Source organism: Proluteimonas luteida (genome assembly GCF_021191695.1).
In the GTDB taxonomy this organism is placed as follows: Bacteria; Pseudomonadota; Gammaproteobacteria; order Xanthomonadales; family Xanthomonadaceae; genus Luteimonas; species Luteimonas luteida.
The window spans coordinates 359,268-374,832 of record NZ_JAIWPT010000001.1 but is presented as its reverse complement, the minus strand read 5'-3'; the positions used below and the strand labels follow the sequence as shown (position 1 = coordinate 374,832).

The 15,565-nt window shown below is 68.4% G+C and carries 13 protein-coding genes; 7 read left to right on the top strand and 6 right to left on the bottom strand.

Translation table 11 applies throughout. The features are described 5' to 3' along the window. Nucleotides 1-394 precede the first annotated feature (394 nt). A complete protein-coding gene (infA, locus tag LDO26_RS01590; RefSeq protein WP_159015819.1) occupies nucleotides 395-613 on the top strand; it encodes a translation initiation factor IF-1 in 219 nt (72 codons plus the stop codon). A 107-nt stretch (nucleotides 614-720) separates the two neighbouring features. Here the strand turns inward: infA and clpA are convergent, their stop codons facing one another. Next, nucleotides 721-3,003, bottom strand: coding sequence for an ATP-dependent Clp protease ATP-binding subunit ClpA (clpA, locus tag LDO26_RS01585; RefSeq protein ID WP_232129313.1), 2,283 nt, complete (start codon nucleotides 3,001-3,003; stop codon nucleotides 721-723). 77 nt (nucleotides 3,004-3,080) lie between these two features. Further along, nucleotides 3,081-3,401 carry an ATP-dependent Clp protease adapter ClpS gene (gene clpS / locus LDO26_RS01580; RefSeq protein WP_232129312.1) on the bottom strand — a complete coding sequence of 107 codons (321 nt, stop codon included), beginning with the start codon at nucleotides 3,399-3,401 and terminating at the stop codon, nucleotides 3,081-3,083. An 85-nt stretch (nucleotides 3,402-3,486) separates the two neighbouring features. Here clpS and LDO26_RS01575 point away from each other — a divergent pair, with 85 nt between their 5' ends. From LDO26_RS01575 to hflD, 4 genes are all read left to right on the top strand, one after another. After that, complete coding sequence (locus LDO26_RS01575) at nucleotides 3,487-4,026, top strand: hypothetical protein (RefSeq protein ID WP_232129407.1); 540 nt, start codon at nucleotides 3,487-3,489, stop codon at nucleotides 4,024-4,026. After that, a complete protein-coding gene (locus LDO26_RS01570; protein WP_232129311.1) occupies nucleotides 4,026-4,505 on the top strand; it encodes an NUDIX hydrolase in 480 nt (159 codons plus the stop codon). The genes LDO26_RS01575 and LDO26_RS01570 overlap by 1 nt, the downstream gene beginning before the upstream one ends. A gap of 112 nt (nucleotides 4,506-4,617) precedes the next feature. Continuing rightward, complete coding sequence (gene mnmA / locus LDO26_RS01565; protein ID WP_232129310.1) at nucleotides 4,618-5,754, top strand: tRNA 2-thiouridine(34) synthase MnmA; 1,137 nt, start codon at nucleotides 4,618-4,620, stop codon at nucleotides 5,752-5,754. Next, nucleotides 5,754-6,338 (top strand): high frequency lysogenization protein HflD, encoded by a 585-nt coding sequence (gene hflD / locus LDO26_RS01560; protein ID WP_232129398.1) that lies wholly within the window; start codon nucleotides 5,754-5,756, stop codon nucleotides 6,336-6,338. Before mnmA ends, hflD begins: the two co-directional genes overlap by 1 nt. Before the next feature lie 140 nt (nucleotides 6,339-6,478). On the opposite strand, the gene acnB is transcribed toward hflD, so the two are convergent. The 3 genes from acnB to LDO26_RS01545 all read right to left on the bottom strand — a co-directional run bounded on the left by acnB (nucleotide 6,479) and on the right by LDO26_RS01545 (nucleotide 9,872). Then, complete coding sequence (acnB, locus tag LDO26_RS01555; protein ID WP_232129309.1) at nucleotides 6,479-9,070, bottom strand: bifunctional aconitate hydratase 2/2-methylisocitrate dehydratase; 2,592 nt, start codon at nucleotides 9,068-9,070, stop codon at nucleotides 6,479-6,481. Nucleotides 9,071-9,161: 91 nt separating this feature from the next. After that, nucleotides 9,162-9,563 (bottom strand): type II toxin-antitoxin system VapC family toxin, encoded by a 402-nt coding sequence (locus tag LDO26_RS01550; RefSeq protein WP_232129308.1) that lies wholly within the window; start codon nucleotides 9,561-9,563, stop codon nucleotides 9,162-9,164. A 6-nt stretch (nucleotides 9,564-9,569) separates the two neighbouring features. Further along, a complete protein-coding gene (locus LDO26_RS01545; RefSeq protein ID WP_232129307.1) occupies nucleotides 9,570-9,872 on the bottom strand; it encodes an AbrB/MazE/SpoVT family DNA-binding domain-containing protein in 303 nt (100 codons plus the stop codon). A 160-nt stretch (nucleotides 9,873-10,032) separates the two neighbouring features. On the opposite strand from LDO26_RS01545, the gene acnA reads away from it, so the two are divergent. After that, on the top strand, nucleotides 10,033-12,804 hold the full coding sequence (acnA, locus tag LDO26_RS01540) for an aconitate hydratase AcnA (RefSeq protein WP_232129306.1): 2,772 nt from the start codon (nucleotides 10,033-10,035) through the stop codon (nucleotides 12,802-12,804). Between the two features lie 366 nt (nucleotides 12,805-13,170). On the opposite strand, the gene LDO26_RS01535 is transcribed toward acnA, so the two are convergent. Continuing rightward, entirely contained in the window at nucleotides 13,171-13,671 is a 501-nt protein-coding gene (locus tag LDO26_RS01535; protein ID WP_232129305.1) for a nuclear transport factor 2 family protein, read from the bottom strand. Nucleotides 13,672-13,827: 156 nt separating this feature from the next. Between LDO26_RS01535 and LDO26_RS01530 the strand changes: the two genes are divergently transcribed. After that, entirely contained in the window at nucleotides 13,828-15,501 is a 1,674-nt protein-coding gene (locus LDO26_RS01530) for a long-chain fatty acid--CoA ligase (RefSeq protein ID WP_232129304.1), read from the top strand. Nucleotides 15,502-15,565 lie beyond the last annotated feature (64 nt).

Genomic DNA, 15,565 nt, shown 5'->3' with positions numbered 1-15,565 from the left:
ATTTGCTCTATCCGTGCACATCCGCGTGGATCCGTGGCAAAGAACAAGGTTCCGGCCCGTCCCCGATTCCGGGGGCTCGACCGTAGGTCGGGGCAACGCCCCGACGGAGGGAGCTCGCGAATCCGGGCACCGCGCACGTCGGCCGCGTGGGGCCGACCTACGCAAGGTCGGACGACCGTCTTCCCCGGACTTGGGCGAAGAACCGTTTTTTGCGGCCCGCCGTCCGTGGCGGCCGCCCTCCGGGTCATCGCTGACGCGATGCCAGAAACCGCTCCCGGCGGTTTTTTGCATCGGAACGGGTCGCGTGCGAGAATGCCCGGCTTGCTGCGGCGCTTTTTCTTCCTGCGCCCGCTCCTGCGCTCCCATCCTCCATCCAGACGAGCAACCACGACGCATGGCGAAAGACGACGTCATCGAATTCGAAGGCACGGTCTCCGAGACACTCCCGAACACCATGTTCCGGGTGAAGCTCGAGAACGGCCACGAAATCATTGCGCATATCTCCGGACGCATGCGCAAGAACTACATCCGCATCCTGACCGGCGACAAGGTCAAGGTCGAGATGACCCCCTACGACCTGAGCAAGGGCCGGATCACCTACCGGATGAAGTAAGCGGCCCAGCGGGTCGCAGGACGACGAAAAGGCAGCCCGCGGCTGCCTTTTTGCGTTTCCATGCGGATGGGACGCGGGACGGCCCGGGCCGCCTCGCGTCTTGCCTCCTACTCGACGGTCGCGGTCAGCAGCTTCTCCGGTTCGGCGTGGGCCTCGACGACCAGTTCGCCGTCACGGACCTCGACCGTCACCCGGCCACCGCCGACCAGCTTGCCGAACAGCAGTTCGTCGGCCAGCTTGCGCTTGATCCTGTCCTGAATCACGCGCGCCATCGGCCGTGCGCCCATCTGCGGGTCGAAGCCATGCTGGGCCAGCCAGTCGCGCGCATCCGGCGTGGCCGACAGCGCGACGCCCTTCTCGTGCAGCTGGCTTTCCAGTTCGATCAGGAACTTGTCGACGACCCGCAGGATGTGGTCGAAGCCCAGCGACTCGAACTGCACGATCGCATCCAGGCGGTTGCGGAACTCCGGCGTGAAACTCTTGCGGATCACTTCCATCGCGTCGGTGCTGTGGTCCTGGCGGGTGAAGCCGATCGAGCGGCGCGCGGCCTGGGTGGCGCCGGCGTTGGTCGTCATCACCAGGACCACGTTGCGGAAGTTCGCCTCGCGGCCGTTGGTGTCGGTCAGCACGCCGCGGTCCATGACCTGCAGCAGGATGTTGAAGATGTCCGGGTGGGCCTTCTCCACCTCGTCGAGCAGCAGCACGCAGTGCGGGGTCTTGACGATCTTCTCGGTCAGCAGGCCGCCCTGGTCGAAGCCGACATAGCCCGGGGGCGCGCCGATCAGGCGACTGACCGAATGCGGCTCCATGTACTCGCTCATGTCGAAGCGGACCAGTTCGATGCCCAGCTGCAGCGCCAGCTGGCGGGTGACCTCGGTCTTGCCGACGCCGGTCGGGCCGGAAAACAGGAAGTTGCCGATCGGCTTGTCGGGACTGCCCAGGCCCGAACGCGACAGCTTGATCGCCGAGGTCAGCGATTCGATCGCCGGATCCTGGCCGAAGATCACCATCTTCAGGTTGCGCTCGAGGTGCTCGAGCACGTCCTTGTCGGTCGCGCTGACCTGCTTGGCCGGGATCCGCGCCATCTTGGCGACGATCGTCTCGACTTCCTCGACGTCGATCAGCGACTTGCGCACGCCCTCGGGCAGCAGCCGCTGGCGCGCGCCGGCCTCGTCGATGACGTCGATGGCCTTGTCCGGCAGCAGCCGGTCGCCGATGTGCTTGACCGACAGGTCGACCGCGGCCTGCAGCGCCTCGTCGGCATAGGTCACGTCGTGGTGCGCCTCGTAGCGCGGCTTCAGGCCCAGCAGGATCTCGAAGGTCTCGCCGACGGTCGGCTCGACGATGTCGATCTTCTGGAACCGCCGCGCCAGCGCCCGGTCTTTCTCGAACACGCCGCGGTATTCCTGGAACGTGGTCGAGCCGATGCAGCGCAGCTCGCCCGACGCCAGCGCCGGCTTGATCAGGTTGGACGCGTCCATGGTGCCGCCCGACGCCGAGCCGGCGCCGATGATGGTGTGGATCTCGTCGATGAACAGGATCGCGCCGGGATGCTTGCGGATCGCCGCGAGCACCGCCTTCAGGCGCTTCTCGAAGTCGCCGCGGTACTTGGTGCCCGCGACCAGCGCACCGAGATCGAGCGAATAGATGGTGGCGTCGGCCAGCACCTCGGGCACCTCGCCGTCGACGATGCGCTTGGCCAGGCCCTCGGCGATCGCGGTCTTGCCCACGCCGGCCTCGCCGACGTACAGCGGATTGTTCTTGCGCCGGCGGCACAGCACCTGGATGGTCCGTTCGACCTCCTCGGCGCGGCCGACCAGCGGGTCGATCCGGCCCTCGCGCGCGGCGGCGTTGAGGTCACTGGCGTACTCGGCCAGCGCGTCGCCCTTGGCCTCGCCGTCGCCCTCGCCCTTCACCGCGCCGGTCTCCTCGGGCGCGCCGCCGGCTTCCTCGCCACCGCTCTTGGCGATGCCGTGGGACAGGTAGTTGACGACGTCCAGCCGGGTCACGTCCTGCTGGTTGAGGTAGTAGACCGCGTGCGAGTCCTTCTCGCCGAAGATCGCCACCAGCACGTTGGCGCCGCTGACTTCCTTCTTGCCGGACGACTGCACGTGGTAGACCGCGCGCTGCAGCACCCGCTGGAACCCGAGCGTGGGCTGGGTGTCGCGGGTGTCGTCGTCGGCGAGCTTGGTCACCGAGGTCAGGATGGCCTGTTCGAGATCCGCGCGCAGGCGCGCGAAATCCGCGCCGGTGGCCTTGAGCACGGCCTCGGCGGAGGGGTTTTCGAGCAGGGAGAACAACAGGTGTTCGACCGTCATGTACTCGTCGCGGGCCTCGCGGGCACGCTTGTAGCACTGGCCGATGGTGTACTCGAGGTCTTTGCTGAACATGGGGCGGACGCCTCCGGAATCATTGTGATTCTAGATGGGGCCCGGTTCCGGCTTTTCCATCCCCGCCCCGCCCCCTTTTAGGCCTTTTCCATCGTGCAGAGCAAGGGGTGCAGGTTGAGCCGGGAGTATTCGTTCACCTGCGCGACCTTGGATTCGGCGACCTCGCGGCTGTAGACGCCGCAGACGCCGCGCCCCCGGGTATGCACGTGCAGCATCACCTGGGTGGCGCGTTCGATGTCGAGCGCGAAGAACCGCACCAGCACGTCGACGACGAAGTCCATCGGGGTGTAGTCGTCGTTGAGCAGCAGCACCGAATACAGCGGCGGCGGCGCCACCTCCGGCCGGCTGGTTTCCACGACGGTGCCGTGGTCGTGCTCGTTCTGGTGCTTGCGGGTCATTGCCTCATTATAAAGCGGTGGCGATGGACGGGTTGCGGCCATGACGGTCAAAATGACTGTTGCTCCCACGACACGGACGCCCGCCATGCGCCGAACCACGACCCGCGCCGCACTGCTCGGCCCCCCGCTCGCCTGCCTGCTGCTGGCCGGTGCCGCGGCCGTGCATGCCCACGAAGCGCCGCAGGCGGCCGACGCCGCGGCGGAAGCCCCCGTGCGGGGCGATGCGTCGGTGCGCGCACGCCTGGACGCACAGGGCGTGGGCTACGAGGTCGACGACGACGGCGATTTCCGGCTCCTGGTGGGCTGGCAGCGGGAGAACCGCTCGCAGCTGGCGTTCATCGCCGGCACCGCCAACCGGATCGGCGACGGCGCGGTGCGCGAGATCTTTTCGCCGGCGGCGCGCGTGCCCGAGGGCGGCCTCAGCGCCGGGCAGGCCGACATGCTGCTGCGCGACAGCCAGCAGAACGTGCTCGGCGCCTGGGAGATCGCCGGCGACATCCTGTTCTACGTGGTCAAGCTCTACGACGACGCCGACGGCGCCCGCCTGCAGCAGGCGATCGACGCCGCGGCGGAGATCGCCGACAACATGGAAATGCGCCTGTCCGACGGCCAGGACGAATTCTGATGACGTTCCGGCAGGGCCGCTTCTGGCAACCGGACGTCACCGTGGCCACGGTGGTGCTCGACGGCGGCCGGCTGCTGTGCGTCGAGGAGCGCGTCGATGGCCGCCTGGTGCTGAACCAGCCGGCCGGGCACCTGGAACCGGACGAGTCGCTACGCGATGCGGCGCTGCGCGAGACCCTGGAGGAAACCGGCTGGACGGTGGAACTCACCGCGTTCATCGGTGCCTACCAGTGGACTTCGGCGCCGCGCGCCGGCGAGCCTGATGGCCGCCACTTCCTGCGCTTCGCCTTCGCCGCGCTGCCGGTCTCGCACGACGCCGGGCGCTCCCTCGACGACGGCATCGAGCGCGCGCTGTGGCTGACTCCCGACGAACTGCGGCAACGCCAGCCGCAGCACCGCAGCCCGCTGGTCTGGCAGGCCGTCGCCGACTGCCTGGCGGGCCAGCGCCATCCGCTGTCGATACTGCAGCAGCTGCCATGAGCGGTCCCGAGGTCATCGTGAAGGGATGCCCCCTCCCATCCTCCCCCGCGAGCGGGGGAGATGAGTACGTGCCGTATGGTCTCGGCTGGGAATGCATGACAGGCGGCCCGGCATGACCGCGCGGATCATCGTCGGCATGTCGGGCGGCGTCGACTCCTCGGTCGCGGCACTGCTGCTGCGCGACGCCGGCAACGACATCGCCGGTCTGTTCATGCAGAACTGGGCGGAGGACGACACGCAGCAGGGAACGGGGACCGGCGGCGCCTGCCGCGCGGAGGACGACCGCCGCGACGCGGTCGCGGTCGCCGGACGGCTCGGCATCCCGATCCACTTCCGCGATTTCTCCCGCGAATACTGGGATGGCGTGTTCACCCATTTCATCGCCGAATACGCGGCCGGCCGCACGCCGAACCCCGACGTGCTGTGCAACCGCGAGATCAAGTTCAAGCATTTCCTCGATGCGGCCCGCGAGCTCGGCGCGCAGCGCATCGCCACCGGCCACTATGCGCGGGTGCGCCGCGAAGGCGCGCACTGGCAACTGCTGCGCGCCCGCGACCGCGGCAAGGACCAGAGCTATTTCCTGCACCAGCTGGGCCAGCAACAGCTCGCGGCAACGCTGTTCCCGCTCGGCGACCTGCCGAAGTCGGACGTGCGCGCGATCGCCCGCGACGCCGGCCTGCCGACCGCGGAGAAGAAGGACTCGACCGGCATCTGCTTCATCGGCGAGCGCGACTTCCGCGCGTTCCTGGGCCAATACCTGCCCGCGCGCGAAGGCGAGATGCGCACGCCCGACGGCCGCCGTGTCGGCACCCATCCGGGTGTGTTCTATTTCACCCTGGGCCAGCGCGAGGGCCTGCAGATCGGCGGCGTGCGCGGCTTCGATGCGGCGCCGTGGTATGTGGTCGGCAAGGATGTGGGCGACAATGTACTGATCGTCGCCCAGGGCGCCGACACCCCTTACCTGCGGTCGTCGCGCCTGTGCAGCGAACCCGCGCACTGGATCGCCGGTGCACCGCCCGCGCAGCGTTTCCGCTGCACCGCCCAGACCCGCTACCGGCAACACGAGGAACCCTGCGACGTGACCATCGACGACAACGGCCAGCTCGACATCCATTTCGACCGCCCCCAGCGCGCCGTGACCCCGGGCCAGTCGGTGGTGCTGTATGCCGGCGAGGTGTGCCTGGGCGGCGCGGTGATCGCGCGTACCGACGCCCCGCTCGAGCAGCACGCGCGCGGGGTGGCGGCATGATGGAGCAGCGCGTGCTCGCCCTGGCCGGCCTGGCCCAGGCGCTCAAGCAGGTCCGACGGATCGCCGAGACCGGCCAGGCCGACGCCACGGTGCTGTCGACCGCGCTCGACAGCGTGTTCCGCATCGACGCCGAATCGCCCGAAGCGGTGTACGGCGGCCGCGAGGCCGTGGTCCCGGGACTGATGCTGCTGCGCGACTATTTCGGCAACCAGGGCAGCGATCCGCTGCTGCCGAAGCTGGCGCTGTCGGTCATCCAGCTCGAACGCCGCTTCGTCGCAGACCGGGTGATTTCCGCCGAGGTCCACGACGGCATCCTCGACATCCGCCCCAAGGCCGACGAACTCGGCCATACCCATCCCGAGGTGCTGGCCGCGCTGGGCACGCTGTATGCCGACACCGTCAGCCACCTGCGGCCGAAGGTCATGGTCCAGGGCAACCCGCACTACCTCGGCCAGGCCGACGTCGTCGCCGAGATCCGCGCGGTGCTGCTGGCCGCACTGCGCTCGGCGGTGCTGTGGCGGCAGCTCGGCGGCAGCCTGTGGGATTTCCTGCTGGCCCGGCGCAGGATGATCGAGGCCCTGTAGCGCCCCATGGCCACGGTCGCGGTGCCCTGACGGGCCTGCGCCGGAAAGGCGGTCCCCGGGCATCGAGCGAATGTGTTCCCGAAACGACGACACCGCCCCGAGGAGCGGTGTCGTCGCGTGCGTCAGGCGCCGGCCGTCGCTCAGGCGGCGACGTTCTTCGCCACGTCCGTGTATTCCTCGATCTGGTCGAAGTTCATGTAGCGGTAGATGTCCGCGCTGCTGGCGTCGAGCACGCCGATGTCGGCCATGTACTCGGCCTTGGTCGGGATCCGCCCCAGCCGCGAGCAGATCGCCGCCAGCTCGGCGGAACCGAGGTAGACGTTCGAGTTGCGGCCGAGACGGTTGGGGAAGTTGCGGGTGGAGGTGGAGAACACCGTCGCGCCTTCCTTGACCTGCGCCTGGTTGCCCATGCACAGCGAGCAGCCCGGCATCTCCATGCGCGCGCCGGCGGTGCCGAAGGTGCCGTAGTGGCCTTCCTTGGTCAGCTCGGCGGCGTCCATCTTGGTCGGTGGCGCGACCCACAGCTTGGTCGGGATGTCGCGCTTGCCTTCCAGCAGCTTCGACGCGGCGCGGAAGTGGCCGATGTTGGTCATGCACGAGCCGATGAAGACCTCGTCGATGACCGCGCCGGCGACTTCCGACAGCGTCTTCACGTCGTCGGGGTCGTTCGGGCAGGCGACGATCGGCTCGTGCACGTCGGCCAGGTCGATCTCGATGACCGCGGCGTACTCGGCGTCGGCGTCGGCCTTGAGCAGCTGCGGGTCGGCCAGCCAGGCTTCCATCTTCTCGATACGGCGCTGCAGCGAGCGCGGGTCCTGGTAACCCTCGGCGATCATCCACTTCAGCAGCGTGATGTTGCTGGTGATGTATTCGATGATCGGCGCCTTGTCCAGGTGCACCGTGCAACCGGCGGCCGAACGCTCGGCCGAGGCGTCGGACAGCTCGAACGCCTGCTCGACCTTCAGGTCCGGCAGGCCCTCGATCTCGAGGATGCGGCCGGAGAAGATGTTCTTCTTGCCCTGCTTGGCGACGGTCAGCAGCCCCTGCTTGATCGCGTACAGCGGGATCGCGTTGACCAGGTCGCGCAGGGTCACGCCGGGCTGCAGCTTGCCCTTGAAGCGCACCAGCACGCTCTCGGGCATGTCCAGCGGCATCACGCCGGTGGCCGCGGCGAACGCGACCAGGCCCGAGCCTGCCGGGAACGAGATGCCGACCGGGAAGCGCGTGTGCGAGTCGCCGCCGGTGCCGACGGTGTCGGGCAGCAGCATGCGGTTGAGCCAGCTGTGGATCACGCCGTCGCCCGGGCGCAGCGAGATGCCGCCGCGGGTGGAGATGAACTCCGGCAGGGTGTGGTGGGTCTTGACGTCGACCGGCTTGGGATACGCCGCGGTGTGGCAGAACGACTGCATGACGAGATCGGCGCTGAAGCCGAGGCACGCCAGGTCCTTGAGCTCGTCGCGGGTCATCGGACCGGTGGTGTCCTGCGAACCCACCGAGGTCATCTTCGGTTCGCAGTAGGTGCCCGGGCGCACGCCCTGACCTTCCGGCAGGCCGATCGCGCGCCCGACCATCTTCTGCGCCAGCGAGAAGCCCTTGCCGGTATCGGCCGGCTGCTGCGGCAGGCGGAACAGGTCGGTCGCCGGCAGGCCCAGCGACTCGCGCGCCTTGGCGGTCAGGCCGCGGCCGATGATCAGCGGGATGCGGCCACCGGCGCGCACCTCGTCGAACAGCACCTCGGACTTGACCTGGAACTCGGCGATGACCTGGCCGTCCTTCAGCGCCTTGCCGTCGTAGGGACGCAGTTCGACCACGTCGCCCTGCTCCATCTGCGAGACGTCGAGCTCGATCGGCAGCGCGCCGGCATCCTCCATGGTGTTGTAGAAGATCGGTGCGATCTTGCTGCCGAGGCAGACGCCGCCGAAGCGCTTGTTGGGGATGTAGGGGATGTCCTCGCCGGTCCACCACAGCACCGAGTTGGTCGCCGACTTGCGGCTGGAACCGGTACCGACGACGTCGCCGACATAGGCGACAAGGTGGCCCTTGTCCTTCAGGTCCAGGATCGCCTGGATCGGCCCGCGCTTGCCGTCCTCCTCCGGCTCGAACGGCGCGCCGTCGCGGCGGTTCTTCAGCATCGCCAGCGCGTGCATGGGGATGTCCGGGCGGGTGGTCGCGTCCGGCGCCGGCGACAGGTCGTCGGTGTTGGTCTCGCCCGGCACCTTGAACACGGTGATGGTCAGGCTCTCGGGCACTTCCGGCCTGCTGGTGAACCACTCGGCGTCGGCCCAGCTCTGCAGCACGGCCTTCGCGTTGGCGTTGCCGGCCCTGGCCTTCTCCTCGACGTCATGGAACGCATCGAACACCAGCAGCGTGTGCTTCAGGCCCTCGGCCGCGATCGCGCCGACGCCGGCGTCGTCGAGCAGTTCGACCAGCGGATGCACGTTGTAGCCGCCGAGCATGGTGCCCAGCAGTTCGGTCGCGCGCTCGCGGCCGATCAGCGGATTGGTCTCGGTGCCGAAGGCGAGCGCCGCCAGGTACGAAGCCTTGACCTTGGCGGCATCGTCGACGCCGGCCGGCACGCGGTGGGTCAGCAGGTCCAGCAGGAACTCCGCCTCGCCCGCCGGCGGCGACTTCAGCAGCTCGATCACTTCGGCGGTCTGCTGCGCGGTCAGCGGCAGCGGCGGGATTCCCAGCGCGGCGCGCTCGGCAACGTGGTGGCTGTAGGCTTCCAACATGCGGGTAACTCCAGAACTTCGGGTGGTGGAACGTCGGGAAGGCACGGGCGCTCCGGGGGAGCGTCGTGGCGGTAAACGGTCGCGTGGGAACTCAGGCCGTGGGCACGATCAGCTTGAGTCCCTTGAAATAGGTGCGGAAGAACGCGTCGTCGCGGGTGATCAGGCCGTTGCACTGCAGCAGCGCATGCGCACCGACCAGGAAATCGGGGACCGCGCGCGCCAGGCCGTCGCCGCGGCGCCAGTAGCGGCGCTGCATCTCGCCGGCGCGCAACGCGGACTTGGCCTCGATCGCGCTGAAGCGCACGCCCATGTCCTCGAGCACGGCCATGGTCTCGTCGCCGTCCTGCAGCGCGCTGCAGATCTCCGACAGGGAGACGTCGCAGACCACGACCGGGCCGCTGCTCAGGTACTGGCGCAGGCAGGCCTCGGCGGCATCGGCGTGGGGGCCGTCGACCAGCAGGTCGACCAGCACGGGCGCATCGACGGCGATCATCGCGGGTCAGCCTTGCGCCGGGCCGGTGCCCGGCGTGCCCTCGCCCGCCGTGCCCTCGCCCGCCATGTTCCCGGGCGCCGCATCGCCGTCGTGGCCGCGCGCCGCGCGCATCGCCGCGTCGGTCGAATCGAAGCCCTCCAGCCGGAAACGGCCGCGGGCGCGCGACACCGCATCGTCGACACTCTTCCGCAGCACGATGCGGCTACCCTCGAGCTCGACCTTGAGGATCGTGCCCTTGCTGAGCCCCAGCGCGTCGCGCACCGCCTTGGGCAGCGTGATCTGTCCACGCTCGGCGACGGTTGCTTCCACGACGGCAGTCCCCAACTGAAGGTATGGATGAATCATACATACTTTGGCATCCATACTCAATGTCGGGGTGTGGTACTGAACAAGCTGAACACGTCAAATTGACGACAATGTCCTTTTCGCGGCGCCCGCCCCGGTCCGCTGCCAGCCACAGGAGCCTCCCATGAGCGATTCCTTCGCCACCCGCACCGATCTCGACGTCAACGGCACCCGTTACCGCTATGCCAGCCTGCCCCGGCTCGGCGCGCGGTTCGACATCGCCCGCCTGCCCTATTCGATGAAGATCCTGCTCGAGAACCTGCTGCGCCACGAGGACGGCGAGTCGGTGACCGCCGCCCACATCGAGGCGGTCGCCAACTGGGATCCCAAGGCGGTGCCGGATACCGAAATCGCGTTCATGCCGGCACGCGTGGTGCTGCAGGACTTCACCGGCGTGCCCTGCGTGGTCGACCTGGCCGCGATGCGCGACGCGGTGGTCAAGCTCGGCGGCCGCCCGGAACAGATCAACCCGCTGATTCCCTCGGAGCTGGTCATCGACCACTCGGTGCAGGTCGACGTGTTCGGCCGCCCGGATGCGCTCGACATCAACGGCCGGATCGAGTTCGAGCGCAACAAGGAGCGCTACGGCTTCCTGCGCTGGGGCCAGAAGGCGTTCGACAATTTCAAGGTGGTGCCGCCCAACACCGGCATCGTCCACCAGGTGAACCTGGAGCACCTGGCGCGCGTGGTGATGACCTCCGAGCGCGACGGCGAGACCTGGGCCTATCCCGACACCGTGTTCGGCACCGACAGCCATACCACGATGATCAACGGCATCGGCGTGCTGGGCTGGGGCGTCGGCGGCATCGAGGCCGAGGCGGCGATGCTCGGCCAGCCGTCGTCGATGCTGATCCCGCAGGTGGTCGGCTTCAAGCTGACCGGCCGGCTGCCCGAAGGCGCGACCGCGACCGACCTGGTGCTGACCGTCACCCAGATGCTGCGCAGGCACGGCGTGGTCGGCAAGTTCGTCGAGTTCTTCGGCGACGGACTGCAGCACCTGCCGCTGGCCGACCGCGCGACGATCGGCAACATGGCGCCCGAGTACGGCGCGACCTGCGGCATCTTCCCGATCGACCACGAGTCGCTGAACTACCTGCGCCTGTCGGGCCGCAGCGAGGACGAGATCGCGCTGGTCGAGGCCTATGCGAAGGCGCAGCAGCTGTGGCACGAGCCCGGCGCGCCGGAGGCCGAGTACAGCAGCGTGCTGCACCTGGACATGGCCGACGTGCGCCCGTCGCTGGCCGGCCCGCGGCGTCCGCAGGACCGGGTGCTGCTGGAGGACGTGCAGGACAACTTCCTCGAGAACCTCGTCCCGCTGATCTCGCGCCGCAACGGCACGACCGACCGCCAGATCGACCGCTTCGAGAAGGAAGGCGGCGGCCAGCCGCAGGCCGAGCACCTGGCGGCGAAGCCCATTTCACGCATCACCATCGACGACGGCGAGCACGAGCTCACCGACGGCTCGGTGGTGATCGCCGCGATCACCTCCTGCACCAACACCTCCAACCCGGCGGTGATGCTCGGCGCCGGCCTGCTCGCGCGCAACGCCGCCGCCAAGGGCCTGAAGGCCGCGCCGTGGGTCAAGACCTCGCTCGGTCCCGGCTCGCTGGTGGTCACCGACTACCTGAAGAAGGCCGGTGTGCTCGACGACCTGGAGAAGCTCGGCTTCTACGTCGTCGGCTACGGCTGCACCACCTGCATCGGTAATTCCGGGCCGCTGCCCGACCCGGTGTCCAGGGGCATCGCCGAGAACGACCTCGCGGTCGCGGCGGTACTGTCGGGCAACCGCAACTTCGAGGGCCGCATCCACGCCGAGGTCAAGATGAACTACCTCGCCTCGCCGCCGCTGGTGGTGGCCTACGCGATCGCCGGCACGGTGGACATCGACCTGACCAGCGACCCGCTGGGCGAGGACCCGGACGGCAACCCGGTGTTCCTGCGCGACATCTGGCCCAGCAACAAGGAGATCGGCGACTTCATCGCCAGGACCATCGGGCCGGAGATGTTCCGCAAGAACTACGCCGACGTGTTCAAGGGCGACAGCCGCTGGAATTCGATCGAATCCCCGGACGGCGAGCTCTACGCCTGGAACCCGGATTCGACCTACATCAAGAACCCGCCCTACTTCGACGGCATGACGATGGACGTCGGCACGATCGACGACATCCGCGGCGCGCGGGTGATGGGCCTGTTCGGCGACTCGATCACCACCGACCACATCTCCCCGGCCGGCAACATCAAGCAGGATTCGCCGGCGGGCCGCTTCCTGCAGTCGCGCGACGTGCTGCCGGCGGACTTCAACAGCTACGGCTCGCGCCGCGGCAACGACGACGTCATGGTCCGCGGCACCTTCGCCAACATCCGCATCAAGAACCTGTTCTTCGGCGGCGAGGAAGGCGGCAACACGCTGTACTTCGGCAGCGCCGGACAGGCAGGCAGCGAACCGGAGAAGCTGCCGATCTACGACGCGGCGATGAAGTACAAGGCCGACGGGGTGCCGCTGGTGGTGTTCGCCGGCAAGGAGTACGGCACCGGCTCGTCACGCGACTGGGCGGCCAAGGGCACCAACCTGCTCGGGGTCAGGGCGGTGATCGCCGAGAGCTTCGAGCGCATCCACCGCTCCAACCTGGTCGGCATGGGTGTGCTGCCGCTGCAGTTCCGCGCCGGCGAGAACGCGCAGACCCACGGCCTCGACGGCTCGGAGACGATCGACATCCTCGGCCTGGAGGACGGCAAGGCCAGGGTCGCGACGCTGGTCGCGCACAAGGCCGACGGCAGCGAGGTGCGGTTCGAGGTCGACGTGCTGCTGCTCACGCCGAAGGAAGTCGAGTACTTCCGCCACGGCGGCCTGCTCCACTACGTGCTCCGTCAGCTCGCAGCACGCAAGGCCGCCTGACTCCGGAACGGGCGGAAGACCGGCCCGCCGCTGCGCGGCGGGCGTTCGGCCGCACGCGACGCAGGGCGTCGCAAGCATGCGCCCTCACCCGCCACGGCGGCCTGCTCCACTACGTGCTGCGGCAACTCGCAGCACGCAAGGTCGCCTGACTCCGAAACGGGCGGAAGACCGGCCCGCCGCAGCGCGGCGGGCGTTCGGCCGCACGCGACGCAGGGCGTCGCAAGCATGCGCCCTCACCCACCACGGCGGCCTGCTCCACTACGTGCTGCGGCAACTCGCCGCGAGGAAGGCCGCGTAGGGCGAGCCCCTGACCGATCGGCATGCCCGCCTGTCGCGACGCGGCGGCGGGCATGCGCGGTGTCGACATCAACGCAGCGCCGGCGTCCAGGCGATGCTGGTCATGTACCAGTCGCCGCCGCGCAGGCGCCACCCGCTCTCGACGCGCCAGGCCTGCGCGCTGTCGGGCAGCAGGCGTCCCGAGCCGCCGGTCAGCGCGACGGTCGCCGCCACCGTCGCGCGGTCGTCGCCCTGCAGCCGCACGTCGAGCGGCCCGCTGGTCACGCCGACCTGCTGCTGCCGAAACAGCAGCAGCGTGGCCATGCGCCGCGCATCGCGCCGGTCCATGCCGTCCGGTCCGATGAAGTCCGCATCAAGCATCGCCTCCATCGCCGCGGCATCACGCGCCTCCAGGCTCTGCTGCAACGCAGCAACGCGCGCGCGCAGCGCTTCTTCCGGTGGCGTCTTCGCGCAGCCGGACAGCAGCACGAAGAACAGCAGCACGCACGACGCCAGCGCGCGCGCCATCGGACCTGCAACGGGCGCATGCCGCGACGACGGCCACTGCATGCATGCTGTATTGGGTTTCATCGATGTTTCCCCGGCCGTAGATGCGGGGACGATCCCCGTACTTTTCGCGCGGCGCTCCGCCTTGCCACTCCCTGGAGCCTATGCTCCAATCGTTCGAATTGCACAGGTACGCCACCGCGTCGAGTGTCGGCCGTCAATCTACAGGGAGAGGATTGCATGAGCGAACAACGTCCGTGGCTGGCGAGCTATCCCGCCGGCATCCCCGCGGAGATCGATCCGGGACAGTACAGCTCGGTCCCCGCGGTGCTCGAAGAGGCCATCGCCCACTACCGGGACCGGCCGGCCTTCTCGAACATGGGACGGACGATCACCTATGGCGAGCTCGATGCGCTCAGCCGCGACTTCGCCGCCTACCTGCTCGGCGAGCTGAAGCTCAAGAAGGGCGATCGCGTCGCGATCATGATGCCCAACTGCCTGCAGTACCCGATCGCGACCTTCGGCGTGCTGCGCGCCGGGCTGACCGTCGTCAACACCAACCCGATGTACACCGCGCGCGAGCTGCGCCACCAGCTGGTCGACTCGGGCGCCGCGGCGATCCTGGTCATGGACAACTTCGGCAAGACCGTGCAGGACGTGCTGCCCGACACCGAGGTCAAACAGGTCATCACCACGGGGCTGGGCGACCTGCTCGGCTTTCCCAAGGGGCCGATCGTCAATTTCGTGCTCAAGTACGTCAAGAAGATGGTGCCCGACTACACCATCCACGGCGCCGTCCGCTTCCGCGACACGCTGGCGCTCGGCCGCAAGCACCAGTTGCCCGACGTCGCCATCGGTCCGGATGACATCGCCTTCCTGCAGTACACCGGCGGCACCACCGGCGTGGCCAAGGGCGCGATGCTCACCCACCGCAACCTGGTGGCGAACATGCAGCAGGCGTCGGCATGGGTCGGCACCAACGTCAAGCCGGGCCAGGAAACGATCATCACCGCGCTGCCGCTGTATCACATCTTCGCGTTGACGGCGAACGGACTGGTGTTCATGAAGTTCGGCGCCAAGAACATCCTGATCACCAATCCGCGCGACATGCCCGGCTTCGTCAAGGAGCTCAAGCGCGAGCCGTTCACCGCGATCACCGGCGTCAACACGCTGTTCAACGGCCTGCTCAACACGCCCGGCTTCGACGAGATCGATTTCTCCAGGCTGCACCTGACCCTCGGCGGCGGCATGGCCGTGCAGCGCGCCGTGGCCGAGCGCTGGAAGCAGGTCACCGGCAATACACTGGTCGAGGCCTACGGCCTGACCGAGACCTCGCCGGCGGCCTGCATCAACCCGATGACGCTGCCCGAGTACAACGGATCGATCGGCCTGCCGGTGCCATCGACCGAAGCCTGCATCAAGGACGAGGACGGCAGGCAGCTGCCGGTCGGCGAGGTCGGCGAGCTGTGCATCCGCGGCCCGCAGGTCATGAAGGGCTACTGGCAGCGCCCGGAGGACACCGCCGAGGCGATCGATGCCGACGGCTGGCTGCATACCGGCGACATGGCGCGGATGGACGAGAAGGGCTTCTTCTACATCGTCGACCGCAAGAAGGACATGATCCTGGTCTCCGGATTCAACGTGTATCCCAACGAGGTCGAGGACGTCATCGCGATGATGCCCGGCGTGCTCGAGGTCGCGGCGATCGGCGTGCCCGACGAGAAGTCCGGGGAAGCGGTCAAGGTCGTCATCGTCAAGAAGGACAGCGCGCTGACCGCCGACCAGGTCAAGGCGCACGCGCGCGAGCACCTGACCGGCTACAAGCATCCGCGCATCGTCGAGTTCCGCAAGGAGCTGCCCAAGACCAACGTCGGCAAGATCCTGCGCCGGGAGCTGCGCGACGACGGGGAATGAAAATGTGACGCAAGTCACAATATTTCGGCAACCGTCTTAACGGTCGGCGCCAGATCATTGAAAT